Consider the following 17,552-nt stretch of genomic DNA (forward strand, 5'->3'; position numbering starts at 1 on the left):
AGCCAGCAACCGTGGGTCACTGCGGGCGGGACAGCCAACCGGACGGACGGGCGATGATCCGGCGGACCACCGAACCGGCCCCGCCGACGGCGGCGGACTCGGCCCCGAGCGCCGCCGGACGGACCGTCACCGGGGACCAGCCGCTGGTGAGCACCCGGTCGTCGAGTTCGGCCAGCACCGGCGGGCACAGCCACTGCGCGAGGGTCGCGTATCCGCCGCCGAGCACGACGGTGTCCAGGTCGAGCAGGTTCACCACCCCGGCGACGGCGACCCCGAGGGCGGTGCCGGCGGCCCGCAGCGCGGCGAGTGCGGCCGGGTCGCCGGACCCGGCCAGGTCGGCCAGTCGGCGGGCGGCGGTGTCGGCCGGCAGGTCCGCCCCGGCCAGCCCGGCCGCCGCCAGCACGGCCTCCTGCCCGGCGTACGTCTCCAGGCAGCCCCGGGCGCCGCAGCGGCAGGTGGGACCACCCGGATCGACCGGTACGTGACCGAGTTCGCCGCTCCAACCCCGGGAGCCCCGGAACAGTGCCCCGTCGAGCACGATCCCGGCACCGATGCCGATCTCGCCGGAGACGTGCAGGAAGCTCTCCGGGCCGCCGGGGCGGGCGTGCAGTTCGCCCAGCGCGGCGAGGTTCGCCTCGTTCTCCACCACCAGGGGCGGCACCCCGTCGACCGGGTCGGTCAGGGCGGGGTGGCCGGCGAGCAGGCCCGGCACGTCCACGTCCCGCCAGCCGAGGTTGGGGGCGAGCCGGACCAGCCCACGGGCGTCGACCAGGCCGGGCACGGCCAGGGCCGCCCCGGCGAGGGTGAGCCCGGCGTCGTCGGCGGCGGCACGGGCCCGGCCGGCCAGGTCGACCAGGCCGGTGAGCGCGTCGGCGGGGGAGAGGGGGCGCAGGTCGATCCGGCGTACCTCGTGGTGCCGGACGGCGCCGGTGAGGTCGACCACGCAGGCCGCGAGGTAGTCGACGTTGACCTCCAGGCCGAGCCCGGCCGGGCCGGTGCCGCCGAGCAGCAGCCCCCGGGCGGGCCGGCCGGCGCCGGTGCGGGGCGCGGGATCGGCCTCGGTGACCAGCCGGCCGGCGATCAGGTCGTCGACGACCGCCGACACGGTGGCCCGGGTCAGGCCGGTGTCGGCGGCGATCTCGGCCCGGGAGGGCGGCCGGGTGGTGCTGGCGATCCGCCGCAGCACCACGGCGAGGTTGAGTTCGCGCAGGCTTCCCTGGCGGACCGCGCCGACGGTCCGGGTCTCGGTCACCTCTTGACAGTGCCACAGCACGGCCATTTAATTCAACCACTGAACAAATTGCGGGTAACACACTCACCGCCACCACCATCATCGCTTCCGGAGGTCTGCCATGGCACCCCGTCCCACCCCTGCCGACAAGTTCTCCTTCGGGCTCTGGACGGTGGGCTGGCAGGCCCGTGACCCGTTCGGCGACGCCACCCGCCCTGAGCTGGACGCCGTCGAGGCCGTACACCGGCTCGCCGAGTTGGGCGCGTACGGCATCACCTTCCACGACGACGACCTGATCCCGTTCGGCGCGGACAACGCCGCCCGGGAGGCCCAGCTCGCCCGGTTCCGCAAGGCGCTGGACGAGACCGGGCTGGTCGTGCCGATGGTCACCACCAACCTCTTCACCCACCCGGTGTTCAAGGACGGCGGTTTCACCAGCAACGACCGCGACGTCCGGCGCTACGCGCTGCGCAAGGTGCTGCGCAACGTCGACCTCGCCGCCGACCTGGGTGCCAAGACCTTCGTGATGTGGGGCGGCCGGGAGGGCTCCGAGTACGACGTGGCCAAGGACATCCGGGCCGCGCTGGACCGCTACCGCGAGGCCGTCGACGTGCTCTGCCAGTACGTCGTCGACCAGGGCTACGACCTGCGGTTCGCCATCGAGCCCAAGCCGAACGAGCCGCGCGGCGACATCCTGCTCCCCACCGTCGGGCACGCGCTGGCGTTCATCTCCGAGCTGGCCCGGCCCGAGATGGTCGGCCTCAACCCGGAGGTCGGGCACGAGCAGATGGCCGGCCTCAACTACGCCCACGGCATCGCCCAGGCGCTCTGGCAGGGCAAGCTGTTCCACCTCGACCTCAACGGTCAGCGGGGCATCAAGTACGACCAGGACCTGGTCTTCGGCCACGGCGACCTGATGAACGCGTTCGCCCTGGTCGACCTGCTGGAGAACGGCGGCCCCAACGGTGGCCCGGCGTACGACGGCCCGCGTCACTTCGACTACAAGCCCTCCCGCACCGAGGACATCGCCGGGGTGTGGGCGTCGGCCGAGGCCAACATGGCGACCTACCTGCTGCTCAAGGAGCGGGCGGCGGCGTTCCGGGCCGACCCGGAGGTGGTGGAGGCGCTCGCCGCCAGCAAGGTCGACGAGCTGGCCAGCCCGACGCTGAGCGCGGGCGAGGGCTACGCCGACCTGCTCGCCGACCGGTCCGCGTTCGAGGAGTTCGACGTGGACGCGACGGCCGCGAAGGGCTTCGGCTTCGTACGGCTCAACCAGCTCGCCGTCGAGCACCTGCTCGGCGCGCGCTGAGGCGGCCCGACATGCCGCTCGTCGCCGGGGTGGACTCGTCCACCCAGTCCTGCAAGGTGGTGATCCGGGACGCGGAGACCGGCGCGCTGGTCCGTCAGGGCCGCGCGCCGCACCCGGACGGCACCGAGGTCGACCCACGGGCCTGGTGGGATGCCCTGCTGGCCGCCGTCGAGGCGGCCGGCGGGCTGGCCGACGTGGCGGCCGTGTCGGTCGCCGGCCAGCAGCACGGGATGGTCTGCCTGGACGGGTCGGGTGAGGTCGTCCGGCCGGCGCTGCTGTGGAACGACACCCGGTCGGCCGACGCCGCCCGGGACCTGATCACCGAGGCCGGCGGCGGGGAGACCGGCCGCCGGTTCTGGGCCGACGCGGTCGGTCTGGTCCCGGTGGCCAGCTTCACCGCCACCAAGCTGCGCTGGCTGGCCCGGCACGAGCCGGCGCAGGCCGCCAGGGTCGCCGCCGTCTGCCTGCCGCACGACTGGCTGACCTGGCGGTTGGCGGGTGCCCCCGGCCTGGCGGCGCTACGCACCGACCGGGGCGACGCCAGTGGCACCGGCTACTGGTCCCCGTCGACCGGGCAATACCGCCCTGACCTGCTGGAACGGGCGTTCGGCCGGGTCGTCGAGGTGCCCACGGTGCTCGGCCCGGCCGAGCGGGCCGGCGTGCTCGACCCGACCGTGCTGGCCGGTGCCGCCGGGCGGCCCGACGCTGCCCCGGGATCGCCGCCGCCGGGCGGGGACATCCTGCTTGGCCCCGGCACCGGGGACAACGCCGCCGCCGCGCTGGGGGTCGGGGCCGGCCCGGGCGACGTGGTCGTCTCGATCGGCACCTCCGGCACGGTCTTCGCGGTGGCGGACAGCCCGGCCGCCGACGCCGGTGGCGCGGTGGCCGGTTTCGCCGACGCCACCGGCCGGTTCCTGCCGCTGGTCTGCACGCTCAACGCGGCCCGGGTGCTCGACTCGGCGGCGGCGCTGCTCGGCGTCGACCTCGACGAGCTGTCCGAGTTGGCGTTGAGCGCCCCGCCCGGGGCGGACGGCCTGGTCATGGTGCCGTACCTGGAGGGGGAGCGGACTCCGGACCGCCCCACCGCCACCGGCTCGGTGCACGGCCTCACCCTGCGCACCGCCACCCCGGCCCACCTGGCCCGGGCGGCGGTGGAGGGGATGCTCTGCGCGCTGGCCGACGGCCTCGACGCGCTGGTGGCCCAGGGCGCGACGGTCGGGCGGGTGATCCTGGTCGGCGGCGGGGCCCGCTCGGCGGCGGTGCGCCGGATCGCGCCGCAGGTCTTCGGTCGTCCGGTGGTGGTGCCCCCACCCGGGGAGTACGTCGCCGACGGCGCGGCCCGCCAGGCCGCCTGGGTCGCCCTGGGTGGGGCGACGCCGCCCACCTGGGCGCTGAAGGACACCGAGGAGTACGCGGCGGAGCCCGTCCCCGCCATCCGGCAGCGGTACGCCGAGGCCCGCGACCACACGCTCGACCGGGTGGCCGCGACCGGGGAGTGACACACCCGACCGACATCGTCGGCCGGTGACCGACGCACGGGGGTCGGTCACCGGCCGACGACCGGTTCCGCCCCGGTGGGCCGGGCCGGCGGTGGTGCCGGGCCGGCGGGGGTGCCCGTCGGGCCGGGAGCCGTACCTGGTTGGCTGCCGGACATGACCGGCAGCAGAATCTCCCGGCGCGGAAACGCGGCGCACCGCCTCTACAGCGTCGCGGTGTTCGTGGTGCTCGCCTCGCTGGACAACGTGGCGATCGGCCTGGTACCCCCGTTGTACGGGCCGATCTCCGGGGCGCTGGGGGTGCCGCAGCGGATGCTCGGCCTGGTCACGGCCGTAAGCTTCCTGGTCAGCGCGGTCGCGGCGGTGGCCTGGGCGTACGTCGGTGACCGGACCAACCGCAAGCCGCTGCTGATGGTGGGCACGCTGGTCTGGGCGGCCGGCACCGGCGGCAGCGCGCTCGCCACCGGCTTCCCGACGTTCCTCGCCGCGCAGTTGGTCGCCGCGGTCGGGTTGGGCGCGGTCGGCTCGGTCGGGTTCTCCGTGGTCACCGACCTGATCTCGCCGCGCCGCCGGGGCCTGGTGATGAGCTTCTGGGGGTTGTCCCAGGGGGTCGGCACCCTGGCCGGCACGCTCACCGGCGGGCTGCTCGGGGCCACCGACTGGCGACGCCCGTTCCTGCTGCTCACCGTGGTCGGCCTGGCCGCCACGGTGGCCTACCTGCTGACGTACGACATCCGGCGCGGGCAGAGCGAGCCGGAGCTGGCCGAGGCGATCGACGCCGGCGTCGAGTACGACTACCAGATCACCCGGGCCGACCTGCCGCGCATCCTGGACCGACGGACCAACCGGTGGTTGATCCTCCAGGGCCTCACCGCGCAGGCGGCGTTCGGCTCGCTGGTGTGGCTGCCGGTGCTGTTCGCCGAGCGGGCCCAGGCCCAGGGCTACTCGGCGGCCACGGCGGTCGTGGTGGGCAGCGTCTTCGCCACCCTGTTCCAGCTCGGTGGGGTGTTCTCCATCGTCGGTGGGCTGGTCGGGGACGCGCGGCAACGGCGTAACCCCCGGGGGCGGGCCCAGGTCGCGGCGGTCGGCATCCTCGCGGCACTGCCGTTCTACCTGGTGTTGTTCTTCGTGCCGATCCGGATCGACGTGCCCGACGGGGGCGGCACCGGCGCGGTGGTGGGTGCCGTGCTGGCCAGCGTGGTGACCGAACCGACGGTCGGGCTGAGCCTGCTCACCGCCCTGGTGGCGTTGGCGCTGACCTCGGCGAACTCGCCGAACTGGTTCGCCCTGATCGCCGACGTCAACCCGCCGGAACACCGGGGCACCGTCTACAGCCTGGGCAACCTGGTCAACGGGGTCGGGCGGGCGGCCGGCAACGGGCTGGTCGGAGCGGTCTTCCACGCCCTGCGGGCGGCCTTCCCGCCGCCGTTGAACTACGCCGTCGGGCTCGCCGCCTTCCAGCTCTTCTTCATCCCCACCGGGCTGATGTACTGGCTGGCCTCGCGTACCTCGCCCCGTGACATCGATGCGGTACGCGACCTGCTGCACCAGCGCGCCGACCGCCGCTGACCGGCCGTCCGCCGCGGGCACTGCGGCCCGGCACCGGCACCGAAGCCGGTGCCGGTGCCGGGCCGGTGGGTCAGTGGCGGACCCAGACCGTCACGTCGGTGGGGACCCGGCCGTCGGCGTCCAGGGGCGCGCTGCTGTGCAGCAGTTCCCCGGCCGGCGGCGGCACGGCGGCGGCCCCGAAGTTGGTCAGCACGGTCAGCCCGGCGTTGCGGAAGCTCAGCACCTCGTCGCCGGAGGAGAGCCACCCCAGGGTGCCCCGGCCCAGGCCGTGCTCGCGGCGCAGCCGCAACGCGGTCCGGTACGTCTCGTACGTCGAGCCGGACACCCCCTGCTGGCGGTCCAGGGCGTACTCGGCCCAGAGCGGCGGCTGCGGCAGCCAGCTGGCGTCGGTCGGGCCGAAGCCGTACGACGGGGCGTCGGCCTCCCACGGGATCGGCACCCGGCAGCCGTCCCGGCCGCGTTGGGTGTGGCCGCTGCGCTCCCAGGTCGGGTCCTGCCGGGACTCGTCGGGCAGCGTGGTGTGCTCCGGCAGCCCCAACTCCTCGCCCTGGTAGAGGTATGCCGAGCCGGGCAGGGCCAGCATCAGCAGGGTGGCCGCCCGGGCCCGGCGCAGGCCCAGCGCGGCGTCCGGCTGGGGGTCGCCGATGCCGATGCCGTTGGGCCGGCCGCCCTTGGCCGACAGGCCCATCCGGGAGGCGTGCCGGATGACGTCGTGGTTGGAGAGCACCCAGGTGGTGGGGGCGCCGACGGCGTCGGTGGCCTCCAGGGAGCGGGTGATCACCGCGTACTGGGCGGGGGCCGTCCAGGCGGCGAGCAGGTACTCGAAGTTGAACGCCTGGTGCATCTCGTCGGGGCGGACGTAGCGGGCGATCCGTTCGGCCGGCTCCACCCACGCCTCGGCGACCAGGATCCGTGCGCCGTCGTAGGAGTCCAGCACCCGCCGCCAGTCCCGGTAGATCTCGTGTACGCCGTCCTGGTCCCACATCGGTGGGCGGGGCTTGTCCACCTCGTTGCCGGAGAGGATCTCCTGCGGCTCCTCCCAGTTGGCCAGGTCGGCCTGCTTGATCAGGCCGTGCGCCACGTCTACCCGGAAGCCGTCCACGCCCCGGTCCAGCCAGAACCGGAGCACGTCCAGGAACTCGGCGCGGATCTCCGGGTTGTCCCAGTTGAGGTCCGGCTGGGCGGGGTCGAACAGGTGCAGGTACCACTGGCCGGGCCGGCCGTCGGGCTCGACGAGCCGGGTCCAGGCGGGACCACCGAAGACGCTCTGCCAGTCGTTCGGCGGCGTCGCGCCGTCCGGGCCGAGGCCGTCGCGGAAGACGTACCGGGCCCGCTCGGGGCTGCCGGGGGCGGCGGTGACGGCGGCCCGGAACCACCGGTGCGCCGACGAGGTGTGGTTGGGCACCAGGTCGACGATGACCTTGAGGCCCTTCGCGCGGGCCTCGGCGATCAGGGCGTCGGCGTCCGCCAGGCTGCCGAAGAGCGGGTCGACGTCCCGGTAGTCGGCGACGTCGTACCCGGCGTCGGCCTGCGGCGACGGGTAGAACGGCGACAACCAGACGGCGTCGACACCCAGCTCGGCCAGGTGTCCCAGCCGGGCGGTGATGCCGGGCAGGTCACCGATGCCGTCGCCGTCGGAGTCGGCGAAGGAGCGCGGGTAGATCTGGTAGATGACGGCTTCGGTCCACCATCCGTGGGCCACGCCCATGGACTGTTCCTGCTGCCTCGCGTCGGTGTTCAGAGCCTTCTCCCTGTGTCGAGCCTGCCGTGCCGTGCGGTCGAATCCGTTCAGTGTGCCCGGGGAGGCGCGGTCGACTCCCGTACCACCAGGCGAGTGGGCAGGATCACCGGTGGGCTGGGCGCGGTGCCGTCGACGCCGACCCCGCGCGGGGCCGGCATCCGGCCGGCGTACGGCTCGACGGTGCCGGTGCCCAGCGGATCGAGCAGCAGCCGGGCGGCGATCCGGCCCTGCTCGGCGGCGGGCTGGGCGATGGTGCTCAGCCCCAGCACGCCGGACAGATCGTGGTCGTCCACGCCGATCACGCTGACGTCCTGCGGGACCCGCAACCCGGCGTCGCGCAGCGCGGTCATCGCGCCCATCGCGATCTCGTCGCAGGCGGCGAAGATCGCCGTCGGTGGTTCGCCCCGGGCCAGCAGCTCGACGGTGGCCTGGTTGCCGCCGTCGATGGTGAACTGCGACTCCATGTCCAGACCGGGGTCGGGGCGCAGGCCCGCGTGGCGCAGCGCCTCCCGGTAGCCCCGGCGACGGTCGGTGTGGGTGGTGAAGGCCAACTCGTCGTTCGGGTCGCCGGAGATGTGGGCGATCCGCCGGTGGCCCAGGTCGAGCAGGTGTCGGGTGGCGGTCCGGGCCGCCGCGACGTCGTCGATCCGGACGCAGGGCCAACCCGGCACCGTGCTGCCGGAGCTGATCGTGATGCCGGGCAGGTCCAGCTCGGCCAGGGCGGTCAGGTCGGCCGGCCGCAGCGGGGTGGCGACCAGCATGATCGCGTCGACCCGCTTGTGCAGGTTGGCGTTGCGCAGCACCCGTTGCCGGACCTGCTCGCGCCCGCCGAGGTTATAGAGCAGCAGGTCGTAGCCGGACTGGTGGAGGAACTCCTCGACGGCCTCCACGACGGTGCCGAAGAACCAGCGGGTGATCCGGGGGACCACCACGGCGACCGTGCCGGTCCGGCCGCCGGCCAGCCGGGAGGCGCTCGGCGAGACCGCGTACTGGAGCTGTTCGGCGGCGGCGAGCACCCGGCGGCGCGTCGCGGCCGACACCGTCGGCAGGCCGCGCAACGCCCGGGAGACGGTGGCGGTGGAGACCCCGGCGAGCCGGGCCACGTCGTCGATCCTGGTCACGCTGTGGTTCCCCCGCTCCGCGCCGCCGCCCGCCGCCGCCCGGTGCTGCCGGGCGGCGGCGGGCGGACCTCAACCCTTGACGCTGCCGGCGAGCAGACCGCGCACGAAGAACCGCTGCAACGACAGGAACACGACAAGCGGTACGACGATCGAGACGAACGCGCCGGCCGTGAGCCGCTGCCACTCGTTGCCCCGGGTGCCGGCCATCTCGGCGAGCCGGACGGTGAGCGGGGCGGTCTCGTTGCCGCCCCCGGCGAAGATCAGCGCGACCAGCAGGTCGTTCCAGACCCAGAGGAACTGGAAGATCGCGAAGGCCGCCAGCGCCGGGGTGATCAGCGGCAGCACGATGGTGCGGAAGATCTTGGGGTGGGTGGCCCCGTCGACCCGGGCCGCCTCCATCAGGTCCCGGGGGAGCTGCGAGACGAAGTTGTGCAGCAGGAACACCGCGAACGGCAGGGCGAAGCAGGTGTGCGCGAACCACACCTGGGCGAACTTCTGTTCGTCCACCAGGTCCCAGGCGGGCATCACCTGCACGCCGGCCACGGTGACCCCGGTGGAGAAGAACTTCAGCAGCGGCACCAGGGCCATCTGCAACGGCACGATCTGCATCGCGAAGATCGCGATGTAGAGCCAGTCGCGCCCCCGGAAGTTGATCCAGGCCAGCGCGTACGCGGCCAGCGAGGCGAAGGCCAGCGGGAAGAGCACCGACGGGATGGTGATGGCCAGCGAGTTGATGAAGTAGCTGGCCAGCTGCCCCGACGACGAGGAGGACCCGAAGAGCACGTCCTGGTAGTTCTCCAGGGTGAACTGCGGGTCGGTGAAGAAGGTCCACCAACCGGTGGACTTGATGTCGGCCTCGGGGCGGAACGAGGAGACGAACAGGCCGAACGTCGGGATCGTCCAGAGCAGCGCGATGACGAGCGAGACCAGGGTGGCGGTCCGGCTGTTGAGCCGGTTACGGACCCGGCCGGCCGTGGTGGTCGGCTTCCCGGCGGCCTGGGCGCCGGCTCCGACGGTGGGCGTGGCGGTGGTCATCTCAGCCCTCCCGCTGTTGACGCAGGTTGCGGATCTGGTAGATCACGATCGGGATGACCAGGATGAAGAGGAAGACCGCCAGGGCGGAGCCCTGCCCGGCCTCGCCGTACCGGAACGCCTGGTTGTACATCTCGTTGGCGATCACGCTGGTGTCGTAGTTGCCGTTGGTGGCCGTCCGGACGATGTCGAAGACCTTGAGCGTGGCGATCGACAGGGTCACCACCACCACGATCAGCGCCGGTCGGATGCTCGGCATGGTGATCTGCCAGAACATCTGCCACGGCGTGACCCCGTCGAGGCGGGCCGCCTCCACGATGTCGCCGGGGATCGCCTTGATCGCGGCGGCCAGCACCACCATGGCGAAACCGGCTTGGATCCAGACCATGATGACGATGAGCAGGAAGGTGTTCAGCGGTGAGTCGAGCAGCCACTGCCGGGGTTCGCCGCCGAGGGTGACCACGATCTGGTTGAGCAGGCCGATCTGGTCCTGGTCCTCGCTGCGGTAGGCGTAGACGAACTTCCAGATGATGCTGGCCCCGACGAACGAGATGGCCATCGGCAGGAAGATCAGTGACTTGGCGATGGACTCGAACCGGGCCTTGTCCACCATGACGGCGTAGAGCAGGCCGAAGGTGGTGGCCACCAGCGGCACCAGCAGCACCCAGATCAGGGTGTTGAGCAGGACCCGGACGATCGAGTCCTCGGAGAACATCCAGCTGTAGTTGCGCAGCCCCACCCACTCGTCGCTGCCGGCGTCCATGAAGGAGAGCAGCACGGTCCGCAGCGCCGGCACCACCAGCCCGATGGTGAGCAGCAGCAGCGTCGGCAGCAGGAAGAAGAGCGCGAACAGCCCTTCCCGCGGCTTGCGTCGGCGGGGCAGCGGGGCACCGCCGGTCGAGGCGGCGACCAACTGCGCCTCCCGACGGCGGGCGAACCAGGCCGGCACCACGTCGAGGAGCAGGAGCAGACCGCCCACCACCGCGACGAAAGCGATCAGCCCGTACATCAGCATGAGGAACTTCGGCTGTTCCTCAGCGAAGTCGAACTCCATCGACCCTCCCTCTCAAGGGCTCGGTATCAGACGGTGGCCCGGCCCGTGGGTACGGACCGGGCCACCGTCTCAGCTCACTTCCAGGTGCTCTCGATGCCGTTCAGCACCGAGGCGGTGTCCTTGCCGTTGATCCACTGGACCATGCCCTTCCAGAAGGTGCCGTTGCCGACGGCGGCCGGCATCAGGTCGGAACCGTCGAAGCGGAACACGGTCTTCGGGTCCAGGAGGATGCCCACGGAGAGCTTGTCCACCGGGTTCGGCACGTTGGCCAGGTCGAGCTTCTTGTTCGCCGACACCCAGTCGCCGATCTTGGCGCGGCTGTTGGCGTACTCGCCGGAGGCGAGGTAGGTCTGCACCGCCTGGACCTCGGGGCGGTCGGTGAAGGCCGCGACGAACTCGCCGCCACCCAGCACCGGCTTGCCCTTGGCCGGGTCGATGGACGGGAAGTAGAACGCGAAGACGTCGCCGTCCTCGGCCACCTTGGTGCCCTCGGGCCACTGGTTGGCATAGAAGGACGCCTGCCGGTGCAGGGCGCACTTACCGGTGGTGATCGGGACGCCGGCCTCCTGGAAGGAGGTGGTGGCGATGCTCTTCACGCCGCCGAAGCCGCCGTTGACGTACTTCTCGTTCTTGAGGATCGTGCCGGCCCGGTTGAGCGCGTCGACGACCTGCGGGTCGTTGAACGGGATGCCGTGGGTGGTCCACTTGTCGTAGGCCTCGGGTCCGGCCGTACGCAGCAGCACGTCCTCGATCCAGTCGGTGGCCGGCCAGCCGGTGGCGTCACCGGACTCGATGCCGGCGCACCACGGCTTGGTGCCGCTGGCCGCGATGGTGTCGGAGAGCTTGATCAGCTCGTCCCAGGTGGTGGGGGGCGCCCAGCCCTTCTCCTTGAAGGTCTTCGGCGAGTACCAGACGAACGACTTGACGTTCGAGCCCAGCGGGGCACCGTAGAACTGGCCGTTGATGGTGGTGTACTTCAGCCAGTCGGGGGAGTAGTTCGCCTCGGCCTCGGTCTTGGTGGCGGCGGCGACCGGCTTGAGGTTGTTGCCGTCGACGAACCGCTTGATCAGACCCGGCTGCGGGATGAAGGCGAGGTCGGGCGCGTTGCCACCCTGCACCCGGACCGGGAGCTGGGCCTCGAACTCGCCGGAGCCCTCGTGGTCGATCTCGATGCCGGTGCAGTCCTCGAACTGCTTCCAGGACTGGGCCAGCCGGTCGGCCTCGATGTCCCGGATCGACGAGTAGGCGGTGACCTTCTTGCCGTCGTGGTCGCCGTACTTCTCATATGCGGCGCACTCGGCCGAGCCCGCGTTGCTGCTCTTCTTGTCGTTGCCGGTGCCGCAGGCGGCGGCGCCGAGGGCCAGCCCCAGCACGCCGGCGATCGCGAGAGCCTGGCGTGATCTGGCAAACGCCATGCCGTTCTCCTTCCTTGCCGGCGCGCCCACAGGTGGGGGAACCCGACGCCGGTCCGATGAGTCGTCCCCACATGTAAGCGCTTGCATCCCGATCGGTCCACCCCCCTGGTGGACACGGCCCGGTAACAATCACGAAACCCTCCCACCGCAGGTGGGCGCGCTCCCACCCGTGCTCACCGGGCTAGGGGTGGACAGGGGGTGCGGTGGCTTCCCATTGATGTCGATATCTGCCACGATCGAGGCAAGGTATTGAAGATTCTCGACATCGGAGGTGCTGGATGCGTAGACGGTGGTGGAGCCTGGTGGCGGCCTCCCTGCTGGTCACCGGGGTCCTGGTCCCGGCGGCCCCGGCATGGGCCGCGCCCACCTTCAAGGTGCCGTTCCCGTGCAACCAGTCCTGGTCCGGCCAGACCCGCTCGGACCACAGCCCGGCCTACGCGGTCGACTTCAACCGCACCGACGACCTCGGCGACCCGGTGGTCGCCAGCGCCCCCGGCACCGTCGACCGGGTCACCGACCTCGGCGGGACGAGCTATGGCAAATACGTCCGCATCGACCATGGTGGCGGCTACACGACCTACTACGCCCACCTCAACGGCTTCAACGTCTCGGTCGGGCAGAGCGTCGGCTACGGCAAGGTGATCGGCTGGGTCGGTAGCACCGGTGGCTCCACCGGCCCGCACCTGCACTACGAGCAGCGCCTCAACGGCGACGACATCAAGGTCCGGTTCAACGGCACGCTCGCGCTGTACTGGGGCACCAAGACGTACACCAGCGGCAACAACTGCACCAGCGGCACCGGGTCGGGCACGGTCGACACCGCCGGCACCCCGCTGACCGTCCGGTCCGGGCCGGGCACCGGCTACTCGTCGGTCGGCACGGTCGCCGACGGGGCCAAGGTCACCATCGGTTGCCAGACCAGCGGCACCACGGTCACCGGCACCTACGGCACCAGCGCGATCTGGGACCGGATCGGCTCCGGCCGGTTCATCGCCGACGCCTACGTCTACACCGGCCACGACGGCTACATCCCGAACGTGCCCCGCTGCTGAGACCGGATTCGTCGGGCCGGGGGCGGACCCGCCCCCGGCCCGACGACGACCCCGGGTCGACCCGGGGCGGCGACCGTCAGCTGTTGAGCTGCCAGATCGAGAAGTTCAGCGCGGCGGCGAAGGTGACCCAGGCCCAGTAGGGCAGCAGCAGGGCCGCCGCCGGCCGGGAGATCCGCCAGAAGGCGACCACCGTCACGGCGATCGCCAGCCACATCAGCACGATCTCGGCGAAGGCCAGCCCGTACCGGCCGGCGCCGAAGAAGAGCGGGGTCCAGATCGCGTTCAGCACCAGCTGCACCGACCAGGCCCAGAGCGCGGGGCCGAAGCCGACCCGCCGCCAGGCCAGCCAACCGGCGACCGCGATCATCGCGTAGAGCAGGGTCCAGACCGGGCCGAACAGCCACGAGGGCGGGGCCCAGGCCGGTTGCCGCAGGGCGGCGTACTCGTCGCTGGTGCCGGACACCCCCAGTCCGCCGATCGCGGCGGCGACCGTGACGGCCGCGCCGAAGCCGAGCAGCATCCACCAGGTCCGCGCCGCGCCGGTCCGCCGGCCGCTCCGGGTTGTCTCCATAATCAAGATACTTCCCCGGTACGCCCCGGCAAAACCGTCACCGTGCCCCACGCCGGGGCACCACCGGTGGGCCCACCGGACGACAGAACGCCGGGGTCGTCGGTGCCGGAGGCTCCTGTCTGGGAGGACGGAGCTTCCGGGGGCGACGACCCCGGCGGGTCAGGTGGTAGGGACCGGCGTCAACTGAAGATGCTGACACCACCCGGGCCGACCAGGAGGCCGACCACGATGAGGACGACGCCCCACAGGATCTGCCGGCGGAACAGCGCGAGGATGCCGGCGACCACGAGTACGACTGCGAGAATCCAGAGAATCAGCTCCATGGCTGCTGAATACCCGGCGGCCCGATTCCGAAAACCTGCTTCTCAGTCGATTTGATCTCCCAGGTGGAAGACGCTGTACGCCTGCTTGATCACCGGGTGGGCGACGTTGCGTACCCGGACCCCGCCGGGGGTGACACCGCGTTCGGTGCCGGCGTGCGCGTGCCCGTGCAGGGCGAGCGCCGTCGGCGCCGAGTCGATCGCCTGACCGAGCTGGTACGACCCGAGGAACGGGTAGATCTCCAGCGGCTCACCGGCCAGCGTGTCCGGCACCGGGGCGTAGTGGGTCAGCGCGACGAGCAGGTCGCAGTCCAGCCCCCGCAGCGCCTCGCCCAACGCCGCCGCGCTCTCGTTGCCGGTGCGGACGAAGGACTTCATCTCCGGCTCGCCGAAGTCGCTGGCGCACCGGCCGGCGAACCCGCCGCCGAAGCCCTTGACCCCGGCCACCCCGAGCCGGCCACCGGGGCACTCCAGCACCGTGCCGGTCCCCTCCAGCACGGTGATCCCGACGTCCTCCAGCACCTTGACCACCTGCGGCACCTGGTCGCACTGGTGGTCGTGGTTGCCCAGCACGGTGATCACCGGCACCCCGAGCCCGCCGAACTCCTGGGCGACGCAGCGGGCCTCGGCCTCGGTCCCGTGCCGGGTCAGGTCGCCGGCGAGCAGCAGCACGTCGGCGCAGTCGGGCAGCTCCTCCAGGGCCGGGCGGAACCGGCCCAGCACATCGGCGTCCAGGTGGACGTCGCCGACGGCGGCGATCCGGATCATCGGGTCCTCCTCACGGCAGCTCCTCGACCTGGACCGGCGCCTGGGCGCGGATCACCCCGATGTCGCTGGTGATCGCCTCGTCCGGGAACCGCTCGGCCACCCGACGCAGGATCTCCGCCCGTCGGTGCGGGCTCTCGACCTCGCCGGTGAGGACCAGGCCGCGCTCCCGGCGGACCACGGTGATGCCCTGCTCGGCGACGTCGGGGTCCTCGGTCAGCAGCCGTTGGATCTCCGCCTCGACGTACTCGTCCGGCGGGCCGGCGCTGTGCTCGGTCACGGGGTCTCCCTCTCCTCGGGGATACGGGCGTACGGCACCGGCGTGCCCCCGTACGGGACGACGTCGAGCCGGTCCAGCAACATCAGGAACGCTTCGGCGTACGGCGAGTGCCGGGTCTCCTTGCGGACCCGCTCCCAGTCGATCTGTTCGCGCAGGGACCGGGCCAGCGGCAGGCCCCGGGCGAAGTCGCAGTAGTGCTGGGAGAAGCTGAGCAGCTTGTGCACCATCAGCCGGGTCGCCGACAGCACCGGCATGCGGATGGCGTCCACCGGGCGGACCACGGTGTCGGCGAGGGTCTCGTGGGTCACCGGGGTCTCCACCGGCCGGTGGATCAGGTCCACCATCCGCCCGTCGTCGTAGACCTTCACCAGCCAGTCCTCCGGCGGGCGCTCGGCGGTGAAGCCCTCGTCGGTCAGCGCCTCAAGCGCCCGCTCGACATGCTCCTCGGGGAGCAGGAAGTCCACGTCGTGCTCGCTGGAGTGACCGCCGTGCGCATAGACGGCGAAGCTGCCGCCGAGCGCGAAGGGGATCTCGTTCTGCTTGAGCACGGCGGCGACCCGCTTGAGGGTGTGCAGGAGGCTGACGTCCCCGCGCTCGGCCATCTGGTCTCTCCGATCGGTGGATGGTCGGTGGGAAATGACGTTGCGTACCCGGCTGTCGGCCCGCCCACACCTGGGTCGGCGCACCGATCCGGTCATCACCCTCGCCAGGGGATCAATCGGGCAGGGGGCAAGCGTGGGTCGGATAGTCTGTGGAAGGTGGTCAGATCACGGCGCGGGACCGACGGCGGGGCCCGACTGCGTCGCGTCGCGTTGATCGGCATCGACGGTTCGGGCAAGACCACCCAGGCCTACCTGCTCGCCGCCGCGCTCACCTCGGCCGGCCGGCCGGCCACCTACCACCGCAACGCGAGCGGTCGGCGCTGGCTCGGCCGGGTCGCCCACCGGTTCGGCCGCACCGACCCGCAGTTGCTGGTGGGCCGCACCGGGATGCTCGCCGTGGAGTCCGTGCTGCGCTGGCTGGCCATCGCCGCCGCGCTGCTCAGCTGCCTGGTGACCGGTCGCACCGCGGTGATGGACCGTTACTCCGCCTGCCAGTACGCCAGCATCCGGGCGCACGGTGGGCAGCGGTGGGAGCGGCTGACCCGGGCCGGCTACCGGGTCTTCCCCGCCCCACAGGTCACCTTCCTGTTGGCCGTCGACCCGGCCGAGGCGTACCGGCGGATCGAGCTGCGGGGCGAGGACCACGAGACGATGGGCTGGTTGACCGCCGCCGACGCGGCCTACCGGTCGCTGCCGGAGTATCCGGGCTTCGTGGTGGTCGACGCGGGTGGTGGGCCGGACGAGGTGTCCCGGCGGATCCGGGCGCACCTGGCGCGTTGGCTGCCGCCGGAGGAGGGGGCCGGGCCGGTGGTCGATGATCCGCCGGACGACACCGGGCCGTCCGCCCCGGCGACCGACGGCGTCGCCCGGGAGCCGGTCGCCGCGCAGGCCCGACCGTAGACCGAGGCGATTCCACCGGACCGGCGGAGGCGCGTCAGGCTGCGCAAATGGGAGTCTGTGCCGGAACGCCTCCCCGGTCGGGGGGATACTTCCTGTCGAATACGCGCGGTCGTGGTTGACGCTCGCGGCTCATGAAAGTAAGTTTCATCCGTGGCGAAGAGTCCGAAGATTTCTGCGAGTCACGAGCCGGGTGGGCTGATCGTCCACATCAGTGGCCTGCTCCCGTCGCTGTCCCCCGCCGAGCAGCGGGTCGCCCGACTGGTCGTCGCCAACCCGGCCGATGCCGCCCGACGGACCATCACCGACCTCGCCACCGCCGCCGAGACCTCCGAGGCCACCGTCATCCGGTTCTGCCGGTCGGTCGGCATGGACGGCTACCCGCAGCTGCGGATCCGGCTCGCCGCCGAGGCCGCCCGCCGGATCGAGCCGCCGGACGCCCGGGTGGTCGGCGGGGACATCCCGCCCGGCGCCGACCTGGCCCAGATCATCGCCACCATCGCCTTCAACGACGCACGGGCCGTCGAGGAGACCGCCGAGCAGCTCGACCCGGCCGTCTGCGAGCAGGTCGTGGAGGCGATCGTCGGCGCGGGCCGGATCGAGGTCTACGGTGCCGGCGCGAGCGGATTCGTCGCCTCCGACTTCCAGCAGAAGCTGCACCGGATCGGCCGGATCGCGTTCTACTTCCCGGACGTGCACACCGCGCTGACCTCCGCCGCGCTGCTCGGCAAGGGCGACGTGGCGGTCGGCATCTCGCACACCGGCACCACCTCGGACGTGATCGAGGTGCTCGAACAGGCCCGCGCCCGGGGCGCGGTCACCGTCGCGCTGACCAACTTCCCCCGCTCGCCGATCACCGAGATCGCCGACTACGTCCTCACCACCGCCGCCCGCGAGACGACGTACCGCTCGGGCGCGATGGCGAGCCGGCTGGCCCAGCTCACCGTGGTGGACTGCCTCTTCGTCGGGGTGGCCGCCCGGAACCGGGCGCGGGCCCGCCGGGCGCTGGAGGTCACCGCCGAGGCGGTGCGAACACGCCGGGTGGGCGGCAGTCGGAGGCGCTCGTGACCACCGGCCGGACCGGGCCGGACGACAGG

Annotated in this window: 16 protein-coding genes and 1 pseudogene; 6 read left to right on the plus strand and 11 right to left on the minus strand. The window is 72.3% G+C overall.

The annotated features are described in order from the left end of the window. Positions 1-16 precede the first annotated feature (16 nt). Positions 17-1,279: an ROK family protein gene (locus tag GA0070216_RS23620; protein WP_091250378.1), complete on the minus strand. Its 1,263-nt coding sequence runs from the start codon at positions 1,277-1,279 to the stop codon at positions 17-19. A gap of 73 nt (positions 1,280-1,352) precedes the next feature. Here GA0070216_RS23620 and xylA point away from each other — a divergent pair, with 73 nt between their 5' ends. The 3 genes from xylA (at position 1,353) to GA0070216_RS23635 (ending at position 5,605) form a co-directional block, all read left to right on the plus strand. Then, a complete protein-coding gene (gene xylA / locus GA0070216_RS23625) occupies positions 1,353-2,540 on the plus strand; it encodes a xylose isomerase (protein ID WP_091250381.1) in 1,188 nt (395 codons plus the stop codon). Between the two features lie 11 nt (positions 2,541-2,551). Beyond that, a complete protein-coding gene (gene xylB, locus GA0070216_RS23630) occupies positions 2,552-4,039 on the plus strand; it encodes a xylulokinase (RefSeq protein ID WP_091250384.1) in 1,488 nt (495 codons plus the stop codon). A 153-nt stretch (positions 4,040-4,192) separates the two neighbouring features. Continuing rightward, positions 4,193-5,605, plus strand: a complete 1,413-nt coding sequence (locus GA0070216_RS23635) for an MFS transporter (protein WP_091250741.1) — start codon at positions 4,193-4,195, stop codon at positions 5,603-5,605. A 70-nt stretch (positions 5,606-5,675) separates the two neighbouring features. On the opposite strand, the gene GA0070216_RS23640 is transcribed toward GA0070216_RS23635, so the two are convergent. From GA0070216_RS23640 to GA0070216_RS23660, 5 genes are all read right to left on the minus strand, one after another. Beyond that, positions 5,676-7,313, minus strand: a complete 1,638-nt coding sequence (locus GA0070216_RS23640) for a glycoside hydrolase family 13 protein (protein WP_091250386.1) — start codon at positions 7,311-7,313, stop codon at positions 5,676-5,678. 80 nt (positions 7,314-7,393) lie between these two features. Beyond that, positions 7,394-8,467, minus strand: a complete 1,074-nt coding sequence (locus tag GA0070216_RS23645) for a LacI family DNA-binding transcriptional regulator (protein WP_091250389.1) — start codon at positions 8,465-8,467, stop codon at positions 7,394-7,396. 69 nt (positions 8,468-8,536) lie between these two features. Continuing rightward, positions 8,537-9,502 (minus strand): carbohydrate ABC transporter permease, encoded by a 966-nt coding sequence (locus GA0070216_RS23650; RefSeq protein WP_091250392.1) that lies wholly within the window; start codon positions 9,500-9,502, stop codon positions 8,537-8,539. Position 9,503: 1 nt separating this feature from the next. Further along, positions 9,504-10,553 carry a carbohydrate ABC transporter permease gene (locus GA0070216_RS23655; protein WP_091250395.1) on the minus strand — a complete coding sequence of 350 codons (1,050 nt, stop codon included), beginning with the start codon at positions 10,551-10,553 and terminating at the stop codon, positions 9,504-9,506. 74 nt (positions 10,554-10,627) lie between these two features. Then, a complete protein-coding gene (locus GA0070216_RS23660; protein ID WP_091250398.1) occupies positions 10,628-11,968 on the minus strand; it encodes an ABC transporter substrate-binding protein in 1,341 nt (446 codons plus the stop codon). 278 nt (positions 11,969-12,246) lie between these two features. On the opposite strand from GA0070216_RS23660, the gene GA0070216_RS23665 reads away from it, so the two are divergent. Continuing rightward, positions 12,247-13,020: a M23 family metallopeptidase gene (locus GA0070216_RS23665; protein ID WP_091250402.1), complete on the plus strand. Its 774-nt coding sequence runs from the start codon at positions 12,247-12,249 to the stop codon at positions 13,018-13,020. A gap of 76 nt (positions 13,021-13,096) precedes the next feature. On the opposite strand, the gene GA0070216_RS23670 is transcribed toward GA0070216_RS23665, so the two are convergent. The 5 genes and pseudogenes from GA0070216_RS23670 to GA0070216_RS23685 form a co-directional block, all read right to left on the minus strand. Further along, positions 13,097-13,591 carry a TspO/MBR family protein gene (locus GA0070216_RS23670; RefSeq protein WP_091250404.1) on the minus strand — a complete coding sequence of 165 codons (495 nt, stop codon included), beginning with the start codon at positions 13,589-13,591 and terminating at the stop codon, positions 13,097-13,099. 179 nt (positions 13,592-13,770) lie between these two features. Further along, entirely contained in the window at positions 13,771-13,914 is a 144-nt protein-coding gene (locus tag GA0070216_RS34695) for a GPGG-motif small membrane protein (protein WP_167179460.1), read from the minus strand. Then, a pseudogene (locus GA0070216_RS23675) lies at positions 13,905-14,679 on the minus strand (metallophosphoesterase family protein). The gene GA0070216_RS34695 and the pseudogene GA0070216_RS23675 overlap by 10 nt, the downstream one beginning before the upstream one ends. A gap of 10 nt (positions 14,680-14,689) precedes the next feature. Further along, complete coding sequence (locus tag GA0070216_RS23680; protein WP_091250410.1) at positions 14,690-14,956, minus strand: hypothetical protein; 267 nt, start codon at positions 14,954-14,956, stop codon at positions 14,690-14,692. Next, positions 14,953-15,558 carry a nucleotidyltransferase gene (locus GA0070216_RS23685; RefSeq protein ID WP_091250413.1) on the minus strand — a complete coding sequence of 202 codons (606 nt, stop codon included), beginning with the start codon at positions 15,556-15,558 and terminating at the stop codon, positions 14,953-14,955. Before GA0070216_RS23685 ends, GA0070216_RS23680 begins: the two co-directional genes overlap by 4 nt. 156 nt (positions 15,559-15,714) lie before the next feature. On the opposite strand from GA0070216_RS23685, the gene GA0070216_RS23690 reads away from it, so the two are divergent. Beyond that, positions 15,715-16,458, plus strand: coding sequence for a dTMP kinase (locus tag GA0070216_RS23690; RefSeq protein ID WP_091250416.1), 744 nt, complete (start codon positions 15,715-15,717; stop codon positions 16,456-16,458). A 150-nt stretch (positions 16,459-16,608) separates the two neighbouring features. After that, entirely contained in the window at positions 16,609-17,523 is a 915-nt protein-coding gene (locus GA0070216_RS23695; protein ID WP_091250419.1) for a MurR/RpiR family transcriptional regulator, read from the plus strand. The last annotated feature ends 29 nt before the right edge of the window (positions 17,524-17,552 follow it).

The sequence above is a fragment of the Micromonospora matsumotoense genome (assembly GCF_900091525.1).
In the GTDB taxonomy this organism is placed as follows: Bacteria; Actinomycetota; Actinomycetes; order Mycobacteriales; family Micromonosporaceae; genus Micromonospora; species Micromonospora matsumotoensis.